A 16,869-nucleotide genomic window follows, 5' to 3' on the forward strand; every position below is an offset into this window, starting at 1 on the left:
ATTGCTCTAGAGCATGATGCCGAAAAGTGTAAGCGGTTTTCGGACGACGTCATGCTCTGACTATATAATGTAGAACAGGATCCAGATTTTGGGCCGACCCAGCCTAAAATCATCCTGTTCTAGAAGCCGGACTGGATGCGCGAAAAGACCAGATTGGTGAAAATGGAGATCTGCGAGCCGGCGAAAGGTGCGGTGACGCCGACCGTGATCAGCACCGCGACGATCTTCGGCACGAAGGTCAGCGTTGCTTCCTGCACCTGGGTCAGCGCCTGGATCAACGCAATGATGAGACCAACCGCCATCGCGACGATGACGGCGGGACCCGCGGCAATCAGGACGGTCCAGATCGCCGCCTGGAACAGATCCAATGCATCAGCTTCATTCATCTGAAGGCAACCTCATATCGCCTTGAAGTGGCCCCGCCGTGGCCGGACCGCCATTGATTGGTATCAACCGAGCCATACTGCGCACCGGCGCCGTTAGTCTCAGGTATCGCTGGTCGGCGCCTTGTCGGCAACAGTGATTCCCGCCTGCACGAGTATATTACCGCCAGCCGTGGTTGTCGCAATGATTCCGTCGGAATAAACCTTGACGGATTCGATGGTGCCTTTGACGGTGCCGTCGGCGCTTTCCATGTATTTGCCGACATAGCTGCTGGCCTGGGTGAGGCTCGAGCTGGCGAGCAGCGTATCCAGTTTGGTATTGGTCTGGATCGTCTGTTCGACCTGCGAGAAGCTCGCCAGCTGCGACATCTGCTCGCTGGCGTCGACCGGATCGGTCGGATCCTGGTTCTTCATCTGCGCGATGAGCAGCTGAAGGAAATTGTCGTAGTTCAGCGTCGCCTTCTGCTGGGCCGTGTTCGTCGTACTCGTCGAACTCGTTTTGGCCACGCTTGATGTTGCATCTACCGCCATGGTGCAATCTCCCTGCGAATCTGCTCGACCATCGTCGGCGGCATTTCGTGGTTGTTGAGGATATTGTCTTCGATCGCGTAGAGGCCGCGGATCGCCTTCAACGCATCGAAGGCGCGGCCCGTCGAGACGAGTGCATCGATGCGCTTCAGTTCGGCGAGGATCTCCTCGTTCTTGAAGCAGGAGAGCAGCATGGTGATCGACTTGCGGAACAACGCCGTCGAGTGATCCTTGCCCTCAGGGTTGATGAGGATCATCTGCGCAATGAAATAGAGCTGACGCAGCGGCGTTGTGGCGCCCTCCGGCTGGAGGACGTGATTTTCCAGAAGGAACGTCACATCATTCAGGAATTCCAGCGCGACCTTGCGGTCGACGCGCAGGACAGCGCCGTTGATGAAGATTCTTTCTCCGGCTTTCAGAGAAATGCGAAGTGTACTTTTCATTTAAGTCCATCCCTGATGATGGTGGTAACGTCGATGATGCCCTGGTAGTTATTGGACTGACGTTTTCTGATCCTGTCGCATTCCTTCAATATCCAGATTGCGATCGAGATGAGGTTGGCCCTGAGCCCGATCTCCAGCTGGTTGTCGGGATGTTTGAGATCCTCGATGAAACTGATCCACACCCGGCGGGTATAAAACAGGGCTTCAATGGCTTCCCGGCCGTATTTTTCCTTGTCGCGCGCCAACGACAGCAGGTCTATGGACCGGTCGAGAACCTGCCATTCCCGCTCTTTAGCGTCGGCCACCGAGTCCTGCATGACTTCGGCATATGAGAACTGATACATTCATGCATCCTTCTTTATTGCGCGCCTTTGCTCATCAAAGGTAGTTTACTAGACTCAACTGCTGGATCTTCGAGACAATCGTGTAAGCGGTTTCAAGCTGCGTTTCCAAAGTCTTGACGAGGGTCGAGGCTTCGTAGGGATCGACACCCTGGAGATCGACGAGCTTGTTCTTGATGATATTCGACTGGGCATCGAGGGCGTCGTTGGACTTCTTGACGCGCTCCTGCGAAAGGCCGAGCTGGCTTGCCTGCGTCACCAGGCCGCTGGTTGCCTTCGTCGTATAGCTGATCGCCTGCTTGGACACCGTGCTCATCGCATCGCTGCTGAGATCCTGGCCCAACAGCGCCGAGGTCATCACCGAGGCGAGCGCGAAGTAACGCATGCCCTCGGAATTGGCATTGGTCGAGGATTCGATCACTTCGGAGTTGCTGATGCGGCTCGTCATGTTCTGGTTCGATGCCTGCGACCAGCCGGTCGTCGCGTTGGTCCAGTTGGCCTGGCTAAACATCGGCTCCACCGTCGTGGTGATGAAGGTGCTCATTTCGGCGCCAGTCAGATCTTTGACCGCCTTCGGGAGTCCTGCCGCATAAGCGTTCAGGGCCGTAACGATGGCGGCACTCGTCGCGGTTGTCTTGTCGGTCAGCGGCTGCACATCGGTATTGATGCCGGAGAACAGATATTCGCCGTTCACCATGGTATTGGCCGTGTCCATCATGGTGGACAAGGCGCTGGTGGCGGACTGGATGGCGACGGTGATGCTGCCGGGGTCGTGGCTGCCCTGGAGCGCCGTCAGCTTCGAAACCAGGCCATCGCCGACATCCTTCATCTTGGAAAGGCCGAGCTGCGAGGATTCCATGCGCGCAGTGACGAGCGAATTGCTTGCTTTGATCGAGTCTATCCTGTCGACCTCGCGGCTGAAGTCGACGCTCCTGGCAGCGTTGCCGCCGAGCGAGATACCGATATCCGCATAGACGCCCGTCGTCGCTTCCATCGTTGCCTTGGTCATCTGATTCTGCCCCTGACGGATCGTCAAGCGCATCGCGTTCTGAATGGCCGAACTTGAAATAAAAGAGCTCTTCATGGCTTAACTCGCAATATCCAGCAATGACTTCAACATTTCGTCAACGGCGTTCAGGATCTTGGTCGCCGCCTTGTAGGACTGCTCGATATCGAGGAGCAGCGTCAGCTCCTCGTCGAGGTTGACGCCCGTCTCATTCGAATAGGCTTCGTCGGAGCGCGACAGCGCCGCCGAGGTGTTTTCCGCCGCCGTCGTGGCGTTGCTGCGGTACTGCTCGAGCCAGCCCAGCGAATTCGTGGCGAATTCCATGATGCTGACGTTCGAATCGATACCCGTCGTGGCGTCGAAGCCGACCGCCGGTCCCGCCGCCGGATCGAAATCGATGTCGGAGCCCAAGGCGGTATAGAGACGATCGAGGTCCGTCGTGTAGCCGCTGAGGTGGGTAGGATTGTTGACGAGGCCGGTAGCATTGATGCCGCCATCGCGCAGGCGCATCGGATCGCCGTTCTGCGAGGTGATGACGGTGCTGCTGACGCTGATGGTCGACGCCATGCCGGCAACCGCGGTGGCGCCGGTATCGACCGTGCCGCCGCTCCAGGTGAAGAGACCGGGCACATAGGCCGGGCCAGCCGCCGTGTTCTGCTCCTTGAAGAGCGAGACCAGGCCGCGGGCGATTTCGTCGAGCTGCTTCTGGAAGTTCGGGGCGATCTCGTCGCGGACCTGGAGGAGAGACTGAAGGCTTCCCTGCCCTGTCGTCGTCGATCCACTGCCGCGCGGAAGGGCCACACCGTCGACATAAACCGAATTGCCAACAGTGGTGGCGGTATAGATATCCTGAGACTTGAACGTCACGGTGCGCGGAACCGTCTCGAACAGGATCGTCCCGTCAGACGTGCTCAGCACCATGTCGTTATTGTCGCGCGTCGTGGTGTTGATGCCGACGATCTGCGAAATCTGCTTGAGAGCCTTCTCACGTTCGTCGAGAGCTCCGGATACATCCGCACCCGAGGCCGTGGCGGTCTTCACCGCATTGTTGGCCTTCTCGAAGTCGCTGAGAAGCGTATTCAGCTTATCGACGTCGGTGGCGATCTGCTTGTCGGCGGTGGCGCGAACGTCCTGAACGGATTGCGAGGCATTGTTCAGCGAGTTGGCGACGTCCTGGGCGGCGGTGATGGCGCCCTGGGCGGCGACGGTGCTGCCCGGCGTCGTGCGGAAGGCCTGAAGCTTCTGCTGAAAAACACCGAGATAGGTGGATGGCGACGTTTCGTAGTCGTTGCCACCCACGATCGACTTCAGGTCCTCGAGACCGCCGAGCAACGCCTGCTGGGCGCTGTCCTGAGAGGATGTCTTCAGGTATTGACGCAGCAGCGCATCTTCCTGCGCCCGGTCGATCTTGACGACCTGGGCACCATTCAAGGACGTAGTGAGCATCGCCTGCCGGCGCACATAATCTTTGTTGCCGGCATTGGAGATATTGTTCGATACCACGCTGCTCTGAGTGCCGGTATTGTTGAATATGTTCTGCGCGGTATTAAGTGCGGATGTGAGCGACATGGCTTACCCGGTACCTTGCTTATCTCTTGAGGTTGACGAGGACGTCCATAATGTCGGACCCCGTCTGGAAGACCTTGGAATTGGCGGTATAGCTGCGCTGCGATTCGATCATCTCGGTCAGTTCGCCGGCAAGGTCGACGTTCGAGCCTTCGAGGGCGCCTGACTTGATGGTGCCGAGACCGTTGGTCTGCGGGAAGCCGGTAACGGTGACGCCGGACTGACCGTTGGCGCTGTAGACGTTGCCGCTCTGGAGCGTCAGCTTGTCGGGGCTGGCGACGTTTGCCAGCGGAATACGGTAGAGAGGCTTATTGGTGCCATCTTCGTACTTGGCGTAGACGATGCCGTCGCCATCAATCGTGACGTCCTTGACCGGGCTTGCCGCCTGGCCGTTCGGCGTACCCGTGCCGGCAAACGCTGCGCCGAGCTGCGTGAAGCCGGAGAGATCCATTTTGATGGTCTGACCCGTCACAGTATCGGCGATGTTAACGGAGCCCGTCGAGTTGGTTATTTTGCCGTTGGCGTCGAAATCGAGCGTGGTTGTGCCAACGGCGCCGCCAGCGCTGTAGGGAAAGGAAGTCGTCCCGCCCGTTGCCGCATTGGCGTTGCGGAAGATCGCAACTTGCCAGCTGCTGTTAACGGCAGGAGGTGCCGGCGGAGGCGTCGCCGCGACCGAAGTCTTGGTGAAGTAGAAGTCGTACATCACCTTGTTGCCAAGCGTGTCGTAGGCGACCATCGAGAACTTCTTGGTGTCGGCCGTCGTGGTGGCGGCGTTGGCGCTCGGCAGCGTCGCAGGAGCGACCGGGGCGATGTTGGCGCCGGAATCGAGATTGCCCTTGAAGACCCCGGATGTCGAGGCGATGGCGGTCAGCCCTTCCTGGTTGACGTTGACAGGAACGAGGCCATCGAAGCCGTTGACGACGACAGCGGGAGAGCCGGCGTCGTAGGAATAGCCCATCAGCATGAAGCCGGCGGCATTGACGAGATTGCCTTCGTCGTCCTTGGTGAAGTCGCCGGCGCGGGTCAGAACCGGCGTGCCGTCCGCACCCTGAACGATGAAGAAGCCATCGCCTGAGATCGCAAGGTCCGTGCCCGAGGTGGTGTAGGAAATATCGCCTTGGTCGGAGACAGACTGGCGGACCGAGGACTGAACGCCGCCGGAATTGTAATTGCCGCCCGAGGAAGGCAGAACCAGCGACGAGAAGCTCGTCGACACGGACTTGTAACCGGTGGTGTTAACGTTGGCGATGTTGTCGGCGACCGTGCTCAAGCGGTTGGCCTGAGCGTTCATCCCCGATACTGCCGTCTTCATGCTGCCGAAAATGCTCATCTGAAAACCTCGTTTTACCTGTTATGCACGAGAGTATTTGTCGGGCCTTGCGTGAAGCTGTCTGTCATGGCGAGTTGCGAGGCCGACTTTGAGGTTCAGCCGGGCGCCGCCGCCCGGCCGAGAAAATCAGGCCCAATCGATGCAGTAGCCAAGGAAGCGCTTGGAATCGACCGGATCGACGCCGAGCTTCTTGCGCAGCTTTTTGCGCAGCTTCGAGATGTGGCTTTCGACGACGTTCTCCTCGACCTCTTCATCGAAGATGCCGTAGATAGCGTTGAAGATCTGGGTCTTGGTGACCCGGCGACCGCGATTGGCGATCAAATATTCGAGGATGCGGCGCTCGCGGCGGGGAAGTGCGAAGACTTCGCCGTTGATCTCGGGGTCACGACCATCCGAGTAGACGCGGATCCCGCCGATCTCGGTGTAATTGGCGATCGCCTTCAGCCTGCGCCGGATCGCAGCCGCCCTTGCGAGGATCTCGCGGGGATGCACCGGTTTGCGCACCACGTCGTCGACGCCGCAGTCGAACAGCGCAAGGGTGTTTTCGAGCGAGTGCTGGTCGCTGACCGCAATCACCGGCGCCATCGACCGATCCCGGATCGCCCGGGGCAGTTCGAAGTTGCGCTGGCCCTGCCCGATCAGGAAGGCCTCGACTGCAGCTATGTCGGAATCGGCGGCGGTCTGTACCCACTCGCCGAATTCCGCCGGATCAAAGCCGGTGGAGGGAATACCCTCACGGCCGAACAGAGATGTGTAACCGTCTTTCACAAGCTCACGCTCATCAACCACTACGATCATTCGTCCGCCTCCGAATCAGTGTGGCACTTCGATGATCTATGGGTACGAATCGCACGAATCGGCGACAACTCGTTAAAGTTAATGGCAGAAATTAATAATTGATTAAGATCTGCGTAGCGATTTGATCTATATCTAGTGGGTACGCCTGACTATGCACACCAAAATTTCGTGGAAAAGTTAACGGTCGGTTAAATATGACTTGCGCAGGGGATTCACGCCGGATTCCCGCCACATTGTGACACAATTTCGTCACAATGTGGCTCTTCCATCTTTGGTTGAGTCAATTTTGACAAAAGTTACTCGCATTGGGAGTCCACTTACCGTAGCCCGTGGCGACCAGATTGGCGATGACGCGGCAGACATATTGCTTCTGTGCCGGATTGTTGTTGGGTCCGGCATGGTATCTTGCTACCGCCATCGTCCATGTCTCATGACGGTCATGCAGGTTGCGGAGGAATTTTGCAGCATACTCCACGTTGCGATGTGGGTCGAACATCTCCTCGGCGGAACTGAAATTCTCGCCGTGATAATAATGGTTGATCTGCATGCAGCCGATGTCGATGAGCTTCGCGCCACTGCCACGGGCGACATCGAACTGCCGCATCGCGTCCTGCTCCGAGGGCGGAAAGATCGCTTTGCCTTCGATGTTCATGGCATAAGGATAGAGCGAGCCCTTGCGGCCGGTCTCCGTCAGACCGACCGAATAGAGGATGCCTTCCGGGATGCCGTATTTAGCCGCTGCCGACTGGATTTCGCGTTCGCAGGCCCCGGTGGAGGCAACCGCCTCAGAGGTAAACACCGCCAGTGCCGCTGCTGCCGCCAGTACGAGCGTCCTCAATACCCGTCTCGCCTGCACCATTGAAGCCTCCGTCCGTCCGCTGTGCCGTCTGATTGTGGCGCTCGCGCGCCTCGCCGCCCTGCCCCTGCTGGGGAGGCGATTGCTGCTGGGAGGCCTGGCCCTGGTTGCCGGCGTCGGGACGCTCGACCGGCGCCATGCTGATGGTGACGTTTTCGACCGCATAGCCCTGGCTGCGCAGAGCTTCGAGAATCTTGCCGTGATCTTCCTTCATTTGACGGTAAGCCGCCCCGGTTTCGACCTTGAGGTCGACGTTCAGGGCGTCGCCGGACAGGCGCATGGTCGCCGTCACCAGGCCGAGATCGAGCGGGTTCATCTGGATCTTCAGCGTATTGACCACCTTGCCGGTGCTCGTCCATTCCGCTGCGTTGGAGAGCGCCGAGCTCGGCTCCATGGCGCGCGCCCATTCGGAATTGCCCGAGAGAGCAGCGGTCACGGCGGCGGAATTCGAATTCTGCATCAGGCCGATATAGCGGCGCGATTCGAGCACCGAAACGTTTTCGACATCGGCCTTCTTCGACCCATCCTTCGGTCCGGCCTGATCGGCGCCGATCTGGACATCCATCGAGACGCCGCGGCCATCGGCGCGACTGATCCTGAATGTCTTGCCATCGGCAGCTTCGGCAGCCTCCGATCCGGGAACCTTGATGTCATCCGCCGTGCCGCTCTCGATGTTGCTGCTGACCGCCGCCAGGGCGTCGGACGCATGGCCGTCCACCTTGGCGTCGAATTTCTTGTCGGCCGTTCCAGCCTCATCGACCTTGGCGGAGACGTGATGCGCGGCTGCCGCCGTCGGCAAGGTCACCGCACCATCGGCAGGTTCCTGCTTCAGCAAGCCGAGAACATCGGAAATGCCGCCGTCATCATCGTCACCAGCGTTGTCCGTATCGGTTTCCAGCGCGTCGGCCTTGGTGTGTTTGCCGCCCTTGGCTGCCGGAGCAACCTCGTCTGCGGGACTGTCCTTCGGATCGCGCTTGCCGAAGGCGAGATCGGCCGGCATTTTGATCTCGGCCTTCGCGGGTTTTGGCGCGACCTTTTCAACATTGGCAATCGTTTCTGGCTGCACCTCCGCCTGTGCCTTCAGAGCGGCGTCGCCAAGATCGATCAACGGCTTTGCGCCGTTGCGGCCGCGGATCGTCCGCGCCGCTTTCTCAGTGCTGCCATCGGCAACCACGCCCTGATCCGGCTGCGCATCATCGGCATCGTCATTGGCAGCACTGCCGCTTGCCTTGGCCAGCGCGTCGGAGAAGCCGTTCTTTTGGCCGGCGGCATCGTCTTTTCCGGCCGGTCGCGCAGATTTCGCAATCGCGGCGGACTCCGCACCGGGGGCTCCGCCCGAGACGCTCATATCCATCATTGTTCGTTGCCTTCCTGCGCCAGAAGACCGTCGATCTCGTCGAGCTTGGATCGATTGGTCGTCACAAATGCGTTGAATGAGGGGTCGGTATCCCGGCTTTGGCCAGTCGATGCCACACCTCCTGGAACAGGCTCGGGAAGCGCGCTTGGCGCTCCCGGTTGCGTAGCTATAGCCACAGCCTTTTCAGAAGTGATTTCTTGATGGTCAGTGTTAGGATCTGAGGCTTGCGTCAGGCTTGCCGGGTCGGGAGCACGCAGGATCTGCTCGGCAACCGAGCGCGCCGCCTCCTGCAGCGCCTGATCCCGCGGCGAAAGCGCGTTGCCGTCGATGCCGCTGACATTCTTCGCTGCCCGGTCGATATCCTCTGTCGGAAGGCCGGCCATACCGCCATAGAAATCCGCGAGCGGACCGAAGGCATTGTCGGTGCCGGCGCCCAGCGACTGCACACGTCCGACCGCCATGCGCGCCAGCTCCGGCTTGCCTGATATCGCGGCTGCGCGGGCAATGCGCAAATAGACCTCGCGCTGGCGCGGAGCGTCCATGAAGGACAGGATGTCGATGACGTCCTGTGGTTTCACGTCGTGATCGTGACCGACGACGAGCGTGACGAAAAGATCGGCGAACTGGCTGGCATAGGGCGAATGCAGGAAGCGTCTAACATAACGCTGCGAATAGGCCATTCCCTTATCAAGCATTCCCTTGTCGACGCAGATGGCAACGGAGCGGCGCAACGCCGCCTCCTCGACGATCGTACCGGGTGCTGCAAGACGCGCCTGGTCGTAGAGATCCAGCGCGTCAGCCGGTTTCGTCGCGATCAACACGTTGCCGCCGATCAGCGCAAGATAGGGGCCGATCTTCTTGTCGCGATATTCCCTGGCCGTCTCCACCAGCGTCTTGGCGACGAGGAGCCCCTTGCCGCTCAGATATTTGCGCAGCACATCGGTGACGCGGTTGTCGAAATAGCCGTTGACGTCGTGGGCAATCAGATATTCGAGCGTCTGGGGATTGCCGCCGCTCATCGCGTAGATCAGCGCTGCGTCGACATTGCGGTCGTCGTCGAACGTCGAAGGATCGACGGTGCGCAGCCGTTCGTCGATCGTACCCAGCATGAAGCGCTGCATCTCGCCGGCCGAATGATCGCCACTGACGACGGAATCCTGCACGAATTGCAACGACCGCAGCATCTTGTATGGCGCGAGATCATCCGGATCCTGTGCATTGCCTGCGGCCGGCGAAAGTATCGCCAGGCCAAGGGCCATAAATCCGACGTAGCGATGCTGCCGACGCGCCATTCGACTATCCTTGATCCGCCTGCACCAGAATCTCGATCCGGCGGTTGGTCGCGTTGAACGGGTCAGACGGCAGCTTCAGCCGACGGTCGGCGAAGCCGGAGACCTGCGAGATGCGTTTCTCGTCGAGCCCGCCGCGCACAAGCATGTAGTAGGCGCTCTGGGCACGATCCATCGAAAGCCGCCAGTTCTCGTTCTGCGTGCCCTTATACTGGCGCCCGTCCGTGTGGCCGCGGATGGCAACCGCACCACCCCTCGCCTTCAGGATCGCGCCGATCTTTTCCATGGCGAGCACCATCTCCTGGCGCGGAACTGCAGAACCGATATTGAACATCGGATCGTCGGTCTGGTCGGAGATGCTGACCAGCAATCCGCCCTCGGACGCCGTCACGCTCAGGCCTTCGGCGAGCTTGCCTGCAACGCCGCCGATCTGCTGGGCGATCTCTGCCTGCAGTTGCTCGGCTTCCTTCTGCTGCTGCTCGGTCTCGGCGGCGCGCTTGTCCGCATCCTTCTGGTGATCGGCGTCTTTCTGAGCTTCGGCCTTCTTGTTCTCGGGCGACTTGCCGGCTGGCGCCTTGCCGTCCTTGGCGTCGACCGCGCCCTTGGTTTCCTTGGTTTCCTTGGTTTCTTTGGTTTCTTTGGTTTCCTTGGCGGCCTTCTGATCGGTGGTCAGCGGTAAAGGCTTCATATCCTCGACCTTGGCGATCTCGCTTGTCTCGCTCTCGACCGCCTGCTGGTCGCTCTTGCCGGGCGGCAACGTCTTGCCGGCCGTCGTGACCTCAACCTGTTTCGTCCAGAAATCCGGATCGAAGGGATCACGATAGGCCTCGCCGCCATCGGCGCCGGTGGCCGGGCCGGAATCGGCGGCGCCGCCGTCGCCCTTGGCGCTGACATTGGCCTGCTGGCCGACTTCCTGGGCGATTTCGGCCAGAACCGAATAAGGATTTTCGAAGAAATCGGCCTCGGAATAATTGGTTTGGTCGCCTGATGTCGATGTCTGGTCGTCACCATCGGCCGCAGCCTTGCCGTCGTTCGGATCTTCTTCCTTCTGTTTCGACTTCTCCTGCTTCTCCTCGCCCTCGGCGTTGTCGACGGGCTTCTTCAGGCCCTTCTCGGTCGGCTTTTCGTCGGAGAGTTTGATCGGATTGAAATAGGTCGCGACCGAGGCCTTGGTCTCCTCGTTGGCGGCATTGACCAGCCACATGACCAGGAAGAACGCCATCATCGCCGTCATGAAGTCGGCATAGGCAATTTTCCACGCACCGCCATGGGCGCCATCGTGATCACCGCCGCCATGTCTCTTGACGATGATGATCTCGTTCTTGCCGTGGTGGTGGTTTTCGCCTTCGCTCATTCGAGAACTTTCTTCAAGCTGGCCGCCCAGGCGGACATACGGGTGACGATAACGGAATCACCGATTTCGACGGCAAGATCGATATCGTCGGTCTCAATGTGGCGAACCGCGCTGGCATGTTCACCGAGCTCGGCCTTCAAGATGTCGAAAAGCCGGGTCGGCCCCCTGACGACGACCGCTCCAGCCGCGCCTTCGAGGATCGCGTCACGCAGCAGAAAGGCGAGGCTCTCGGCAGCCTTGGCGGCAAGCGCCTCGGTCATCACAGGCGCGATGGCAACGGCGGCGCCGGCGCTGACCAGCTGCGCGACCTCTTCGGCGATATCGCGGATGCGGGATGCAATGACCGCCGCCGCCTCGACTTCGTAACGCAGCTTCAGCTCTTCGAGTTCACGCGCATGGACCTCCGCCAGCATCCGCGCCTCGAGTTCGTATTTCTCAGTCAATTCCACGGTCGCTGCGGCATGACCTTCCGCATAGGCTTCGCGGCGCTCCGCCTCGACGTCGATCGCCGGTTCGCTCGGCATTTCGGGGAAAGGGTCGCCGCCGAAATCGTCCATATCAAGGATCGGCGCTGACGATTCCGGTTCACCGAAATCCTTCAAATACCGGGAAAGCGTAATGCTCATAAAAAACCATCCAGCATTCGGGAGGCATGCAACATGCCCGCCCCCGCCCAAAGTGACCTTGCGCGCCGGCATCTCCCTTCGAAACGGGCAAGGGCCTGACCCTGCGCCGGCACGGATTCGAACGATGCCTTCATGCCGGAAACTAAGAAGTCAAACTTGCGCGAGGATGAATGGCGCCGCCACCCGTGATCGCGCCCACCCCCTACTCCAGCAGGATCAGGACCTTGCTGGCGGCGGTGTTGAGGATCGAGATCGCTTCGACGGCCATCTGCTTCTGGGTTTCGATCGCCTTCTGCCGGATCGAAGCCTCGTCCATGTCGGTATCGACGAGCGCACCGACGCTCTTGTCGATCGAATCGGACAGATCGGCGGTATAGTCGATCTGATCGTCGATGCGGGTCTTCATCACGCCGATGGACGCGGCCGTCGTCGTCAGCGAGGAGAGCAGCGAGTCGGTGACGTCAAGCATGTCGGTAAGTTGCGCATCGGTCGTGCTCTTGCCAATCGCAATTTCCGTACCGATAGCCGGCGTGGTGGAATTGGCGTTCAGCAAATAGTAGTTCCGCGACGTCGTGCCGCTGTTATTGATGGCGTTGGCATCGACCGGCTTGGTCAGCAGGCCGCCGCTCGCATTGTTCTTATCGACGAGAATGGTCTGCGAGGATGGGAAATCGATGGTCTGGGCCTGATATTCGCCGGTCGGAGCGCGCACGAAACCAGAGATGACCTGCCAGTTCGGCGGCGCGGCGGTATCGCCGTTCAACAGCCAGTTTTCACCCGCAAACGACGTCGATTCAACGACCGTCTGCAGCTGTTCCTTGTACTCGCCGATCTCGGCGTTGATCTTGTCCTTGTCGGCGCCCGGCTCTCTTGCCGAAACCAACTTGGCGCGAATGTCGCCTATGAGATCGATCGCCGAGTTCATCGCCGTGTAGGTGGCATCCACCTTGGCAGCGCCGAGACCGAGCGCATCTCCGATCGTTCCGAGATTGGTGCTGTCCGAGCGCATGACGGTCGCGACCGACCAGTAGGACGCATCGTCGGCGGCCGTCTCGATACGATACCCCGAGGACACCTGCTGTTGGGTCTGGTTGGCTTCTTTGTTGATGCTGCGCAGCACCGCAAGCGCATTCACCGCGGCCGCGCTGGTAATCTTAACGGTCATCGACAGGTCTCGGAATCGGGGTGATAGGGCAGGCCGGATTGCCGGCGGCGACTGAAGTGGCGTCATGCCTCCGGCAGCGTTTCTACCGGCGTGTCGCAAAAGCAAATCAACTCGAGGCGAAGTTAACTCGATAACAACCTGTTGGGCAAGAGCGCAGCACTGAGCATGGCGCAGCGATCGAAGTGCCGACCAAGGCTTTGATATAAAAGAATAAACCGCGCCGTTTCGGGCGCGGTCCAGGAGGGTTTTCGATTGCTGCCAGACGATGGCGCAAGATTCGGTCCAGCTTCAGCGTCTGATTTAGCTGCGGAACAGCGTGAGGATGTTCTGAGCGCTGGAGTTGGCGATCGACAGTGACTGGATGGCCAGCTGCTGCTGCGTTTGCAGCGCCGTCAGCTTGCTCGATTCCTCTTCCATGTCGGCATCGACGAGGCGGCCGACGCCCGAGTCGATCGAGTCGCTGAGCGCGCCGACGAAGTTTTCCTGCAGCTCGATGCGAGTGGAAATCGAGCCGAGCTGCGACGCAGCCTTGGTCATCGCTTCGAGGCCGGCCTCGATTGAGGTCAGGGCCATGGCGATCTCAGGTGAGCCGAACGTGCTGATATCCATCGAGTAGATCGAGCCGATTGTACCGGATGATGTGCCGAGAATGCCGGAGCTCGTCTCGATCGTGCCAGTCGTGGTCATGCCGAAGAGGACGTTGCCTGCGGAGCCCGAGTTGAGAATGTAGTCCGTTGTCTTGACCGAGACATTGCCGTTGCCATCGCGCACGAAGGTGGAAACGACGCTCTTGGTGCCGTCAGCGCCGGCAACCCAATTTTCACCGGAGAAGGAAGCCGATTGCGCGATGCTCAGGAGCTGCTGCTGCAGCTGGCTGATTTCTTCCTGAATCTTGGTCTTGTCGACGCCCTTTTCGGTCGCGGCAACGATCTTCGCCTTGATTTCGCTGATGATGTCGATGGCGCTGTCCATGGCAGAGTAAGCGGTGTCGACCTTGGCGGCGCCGAGGCCGAGAGCGTCGGAAACGGCGGATAGTGCCTTGTTGTCCGAACGCATGGTCGTTGCGATCGACCAATAGGCGGCGTTATCGGCGGCCTTTTCGACGCGGTAACCCGACGATACGTGGTTCTGCGTCGTCTCAAGGCTGTCGTTGATGCCGCGGAGTGTCTGAAGAGCGGCCATCGCCGCGACGTTCGTCAAAATGCTGGTCATAAAATGATTGCCCCTTGTTGGCAGATGGAAAAAAGGGACATTCCGGAAAGCTACCGGGAACGGGGACCAGCCTCATGCCTGTTAACCGGTTCTTAAATTTGGTTAACCCGCCGTCTCGTTGACCGCAGAAGACAGCATTATGGTTAATCAACAGTTAACGGAACCTAAAAAAGCCGCGCTCCATGGAAGCGCGGCTCGATTCCTGGCTGCCTGCCGGAGACCGGCGGGCCAATATTTCCAAGGGCTATTAGCCGCGGAACAGCGTGAGGATGGTCTGCGAAGAGGAGTTCGCGATCGACAGCGACTGGACCGCCAGCTGCTGCTGGGTCTGCAGGGCGCTGAGCTTGGAGGACTCTTCTTCCATGTTGGCATCGACGAGACGGCCGACACCGGAGTCGATCGAGTCGCTGAGAGCGGATACGAAGTTTTCCTGCAGTTCGATGCGCTTGGAGATCGAGCCGAGCTGAGCGCCGGCGCTGGTCATGGCCTTCAGAGCCGATTCAACGTTGGTCAGAGCCGACTGGATCTGGCCGAGGGTGAAGTTGGTGATGTCCATTGCATAGACAGAACCGGTCGCACCATTCGAAGTACCGAGGATACCCGTGGAGGTTTCGACCGAGCCGTTGCTCATGCCGAACAGAACGTTGCCCGTGGAGCTGTCGTCGAGAATATAGTCGGTCATCACGACCGAAACGGCGTTGGAGCCGTCGCGGACGAACGAGGAAACAACGTTCTTGGTGCCGTCAGCGCCGGCAACCCAGTTTTCACCGGAGAAGGAAGCCGACTGAGCGACGCTCAGGAGCTGCTGCTGCAGCTGGCTGATTTCTTCCTGGACCTTGGCCTTGTCGACGCCGTTTTCAGTGGCGGCAACCAGCTTGGCCTTGATGTCGCCGACGACGTCGATGGCGCTGTCCATGGCGGAGTAAGCGGTGTCGACCTTTGCAGCGCCGAGGCCGAGAGCGTCGGAAACAGCCGAGAGAGCCTTGTTATCAGAACGCATGGTCGTTGCGATCGACCAGTAAGCAGCGTTGTCGGAAGCCTTGCCGACGCGATAGCCGGACGAAACGTGGGCCTGGGTTTCCTGGAGACCCTGGTTGATGCCACGAAGAGTCTGGAGGGCTGCCATTGCAGCGTTATTGGTGTTGATGCTCGTCATAGTTTGCTTGCCCCTTGTTGGCAGATTTTAAGAAGGGACATTCCGGATTTTCGGCCGGCCCACAGCGATCAGCATCATGCCTGTTAACCATCTCTGTTAGGGTTAACTCGCCGTTTCGATGGGCCTAGAAAACAGCAAGATGGTTAAGGAAAGCTAAATCAGGATCGGAAATTAATCAAAAATATCTGAGACTTAGAAGGTTTTTCATTAACCTTATATTAAAACATTTCGCGGCCGGGGATGACCCGGCCGCGAAACTTGGAAACCTTGTGCCGACCGGTCTTAACGGAAGAGCGACAGGATGTTCTGCGAAGAAGAGTTCGCGATCGACAGCGACTGGATCGCCAGCTGCTGCTGGGTCTGCAGGGCGCTGAGCTTGGAGGACTCTTCTTCCATGTTGGCATCAACGAGACGGCCGACACCGGAGTCGATCGAGTCGCTGAGAGCGGACACGAAGTTGTCCTGGGCGTCGATGCGGCTGGAGAGCGAACCGAGAGCAGCGCCGGCGCTGGTCATGGCCTTCAGAGCCGATTCAACGTTGGTCAGAGCCGACGCGATCTGGCCTGAGGTGAAGTTGGTGATGTCCATTGCGTAGACAGAACCGGTCGCACCATTCGAAGTACCGAGGATACCCGTGGAGGTTTCGACCGCGCCGCCGCTCATGCCGAACAGAACGTTGCCCGCGGAGCCGCTGTTGAGAACGTAGTCGGTCGTCTTGATCGAAACGGCGTTGGAGCCGTCGCGGACGAACGAGGAGACGACGCTCTTGGTGCCGCTAGCGCCGGCAACCCAGTTTTCGCCGTTGAAGGAAGCCGACTGAGAGATGCTCAGGAGTTGCTGCTGCAGCTGGCCGATTTCTTCCTGCACCTTGGCCTTGTCGACGCCGTTTTCAGTGGCGGCAACCAGCTTGGCCTTGATGTCGCCGACGACGTCGATGGCGCTGTCCATGGCGGTGTAAGCGGTATCAACCTTGGCAGCGCCTACGCCGAGAGCGTCGGAAACAGCCGAGAGAGCCTTGTTGTCAGAACGCATGGTCGTTGCGATCGACCAGTAAGCGGCGTTGTCGGAAGCCTTTTCAACGCGATAGCCGGACGAAACGTGGTTCTGCGTCTGGTTGAGGCCCTGGTTGACGCTACGCAGCGTCTGGAGAGCGGCCATTGCGGAAGTATTCGTGTTAATGCTTGTCATAAGTCTGTCCCCTGGAAAACTAGATACAAAAAGGAGGACATACCGGACTATAGTACCGGCGATGACGGACCAGCTTCATGCTACTCGGCGCCTTTTTTGTTTGGCCCAAACCCGTCATGTCCAGGGCAATCTCGCAGCCAATGCTTGCCAACTCCTTAAAAATACAGGGCCCAGACCGGCTCCTCGCGGGCATAGTTAATGCTTGCTGAATATATTCCTTGGCATCCTATTTTTCTTGAAAACCAAGCGCTTTCCCTAGGCAAAGTCGGCA

Annotated in this window: 17 protein-coding genes; all 17 read right to left on the reverse strand. The window is 59.4% G+C overall.

Features of this window, described 5'->3' with window-relative positions; genetic code table 11:
- Positions 1-119: 119 nt before the first annotated feature.
- The 17 genes from fliQ to ACIPSK_RS14465 all read right to left on the reverse strand — a co-directional run bounded on the left by fliQ (position 120) and on the right by ACIPSK_RS14465 (position 16,598).
- Positions 120-386, reverse strand: coding sequence for a flagellar biosynthesis protein FliQ (fliQ, locus tag ACIPSK_RS14385; RefSeq protein ID WP_017967052.1), 267 nt, complete (start codon positions 384-386; stop codon positions 120-122).
- Positions 387-485: 99 nt separating this feature from the next.
- Entirely contained in the window at positions 486-914 is a 429-nt protein-coding gene (gene flgD / locus ACIPSK_RS14390) for a flagellar hook assembly protein FlgD (protein WP_064249898.1), read from the reverse strand.
- The gene (gene flbT / locus ACIPSK_RS14395; RefSeq protein WP_003556571.1) at positions 905-1,354 is read right to left on the reverse strand and encodes a flagellar biosynthesis repressor FlbT; all 450 of its coding nucleotides are present in this window, start codon (positions 1,352-1,354) and stop codon (positions 905-907) included. The genes flgD and flbT overlap by 10 nt, the downstream gene beginning before the upstream one ends.
- The gene (gene flaF, locus ACIPSK_RS14400; RefSeq protein ID WP_162117812.1) at positions 1,351-1,698 is read right to left on the reverse strand and encodes a flagellar biosynthesis regulator FlaF; all 348 of its coding nucleotides are present in this window, start codon (positions 1,696-1,698) and stop codon (positions 1,351-1,353) included. Before flaF ends, flbT begins: the two co-directional genes overlap by 4 nt.
- Positions 1,699-1,732: 34 nt before the next feature.
- Positions 1,733-2,779 carry a flagellar hook-associated family protein gene (locus ACIPSK_RS14405; RefSeq protein WP_017967049.1) on the reverse strand — a complete coding sequence of 349 codons (1,047 nt, stop codon included), beginning with the start codon at positions 2,777-2,779 and terminating at the stop codon, positions 1,733-1,735.
- A gap of 3 nt (positions 2,780-2,782) precedes the next feature.
- The gene (flgK, locus tag ACIPSK_RS14410; protein WP_162117813.1) at positions 2,783-4,270 is read right to left on the reverse strand and encodes a flagellar hook-associated protein FlgK; all 1,488 of its coding nucleotides are present in this window, start codon (positions 4,268-4,270) and stop codon (positions 2,783-2,785) included.
- A gap of 19 nt (positions 4,271-4,289) precedes the next feature.
- A complete protein-coding gene (locus ACIPSK_RS14415) occupies positions 4,290-5,597 on the reverse strand; it encodes a flagellar hook protein FlgE (protein WP_017967047.1) in 1,308 nt (435 codons plus the stop codon).
- A 126-nt stretch (positions 5,598-5,723) separates the two neighbouring features.
- Positions 5,724-6,395: a transcriptional activator Rem gene (gene rem / locus ACIPSK_RS14420; RefSeq protein WP_162117814.1), complete on the reverse strand. Its 672-nt coding sequence runs from the start codon at positions 6,393-6,395 to the stop codon at positions 5,724-5,726.
- 280 nt (positions 6,396-6,675) lie between these two features.
- The gene (locus ACIPSK_RS14425) at positions 6,676-7,233 is read right to left on the reverse strand and encodes a lytic transglycosylase domain-containing protein (protein WP_162117815.1); all 558 of its coding nucleotides are present in this window, start codon (positions 7,231-7,233) and stop codon (positions 6,676-6,678) included.
- A complete protein-coding gene (gene fliK, locus ACIPSK_RS14430) occupies positions 7,181-8,608 on the reverse strand; it encodes a flagellar hook-length control protein FliK (RefSeq protein ID WP_162117816.1) in 1,428 nt (475 codons plus the stop codon). Before fliK ends, ACIPSK_RS14425 begins: the two co-directional genes overlap by 53 nt.
- Positions 8,605-9,900 carry a chemotaxis protein MotC gene (gene motC / locus ACIPSK_RS14435; protein WP_162117817.1) on the reverse strand — a complete coding sequence of 432 codons (1,296 nt, stop codon included), beginning with the start codon at positions 9,898-9,900 and terminating at the stop codon, positions 8,605-8,607. Before motC ends, fliK begins: the two co-directional genes overlap by 4 nt.
- Positions 9,901-9,904: 4 nt before the next feature.
- The gene (locus ACIPSK_RS14440; RefSeq protein ID WP_162117818.1) at positions 9,905-11,251 is read right to left on the reverse strand and encodes a MotB family protein; all 1,347 of its coding nucleotides are present in this window, start codon (positions 11,249-11,251) and stop codon (positions 9,905-9,907) included.
- Positions 11,248-11,877 carry a hypothetical protein gene (locus ACIPSK_RS14445; protein WP_162117819.1) on the reverse strand — a complete coding sequence of 210 codons (630 nt, stop codon included), beginning with the start codon at positions 11,875-11,877 and terminating at the stop codon, positions 11,248-11,250. The genes ACIPSK_RS14440 and ACIPSK_RS14445 overlap by 4 nt, the downstream gene beginning before the upstream one ends.
- A 202-nt stretch (positions 11,878-12,079) precedes the next feature.
- On the reverse strand, positions 12,080-13,042 hold the full coding sequence (locus tag ACIPSK_RS14450) for a flagellin N-terminal helical domain-containing protein (RefSeq protein WP_162117820.1): 963 nt from the start codon (positions 13,040-13,042) through the stop codon (positions 12,080-12,082).
- 300 nt (positions 13,043-13,342) lie between these two features.
- Complete coding sequence (locus ACIPSK_RS14455; RefSeq protein WP_017967039.1) at positions 13,343-14,254, reverse strand: flagellin N-terminal helical domain-containing protein; 912 nt, start codon at positions 14,252-14,254, stop codon at positions 13,343-13,345.
- A 247-nt stretch (positions 14,255-14,501) separates the two neighbouring features.
- Positions 14,502-15,410: a flagellin N-terminal helical domain-containing protein gene (locus tag ACIPSK_RS14460; protein WP_064249910.1), complete on the reverse strand. Its 909-nt coding sequence runs from the start codon at positions 15,408-15,410 to the stop codon at positions 14,502-14,504.
- A 282-nt stretch (positions 15,411-15,692) separates the two neighbouring features.
- On the reverse strand, positions 15,693-16,598 hold the full coding sequence (locus ACIPSK_RS14465) for a flagellin N-terminal helical domain-containing protein (RefSeq protein WP_017967037.1): 906 nt from the start codon (positions 16,596-16,598) through the stop codon (positions 15,693-15,695).
- Between the last annotated feature and the right edge of the window lie 271 nt (positions 16,599-16,869).

It is taken from the genome of Rhizobium sp. LARHSG275 (assembly GCF_052871115.1).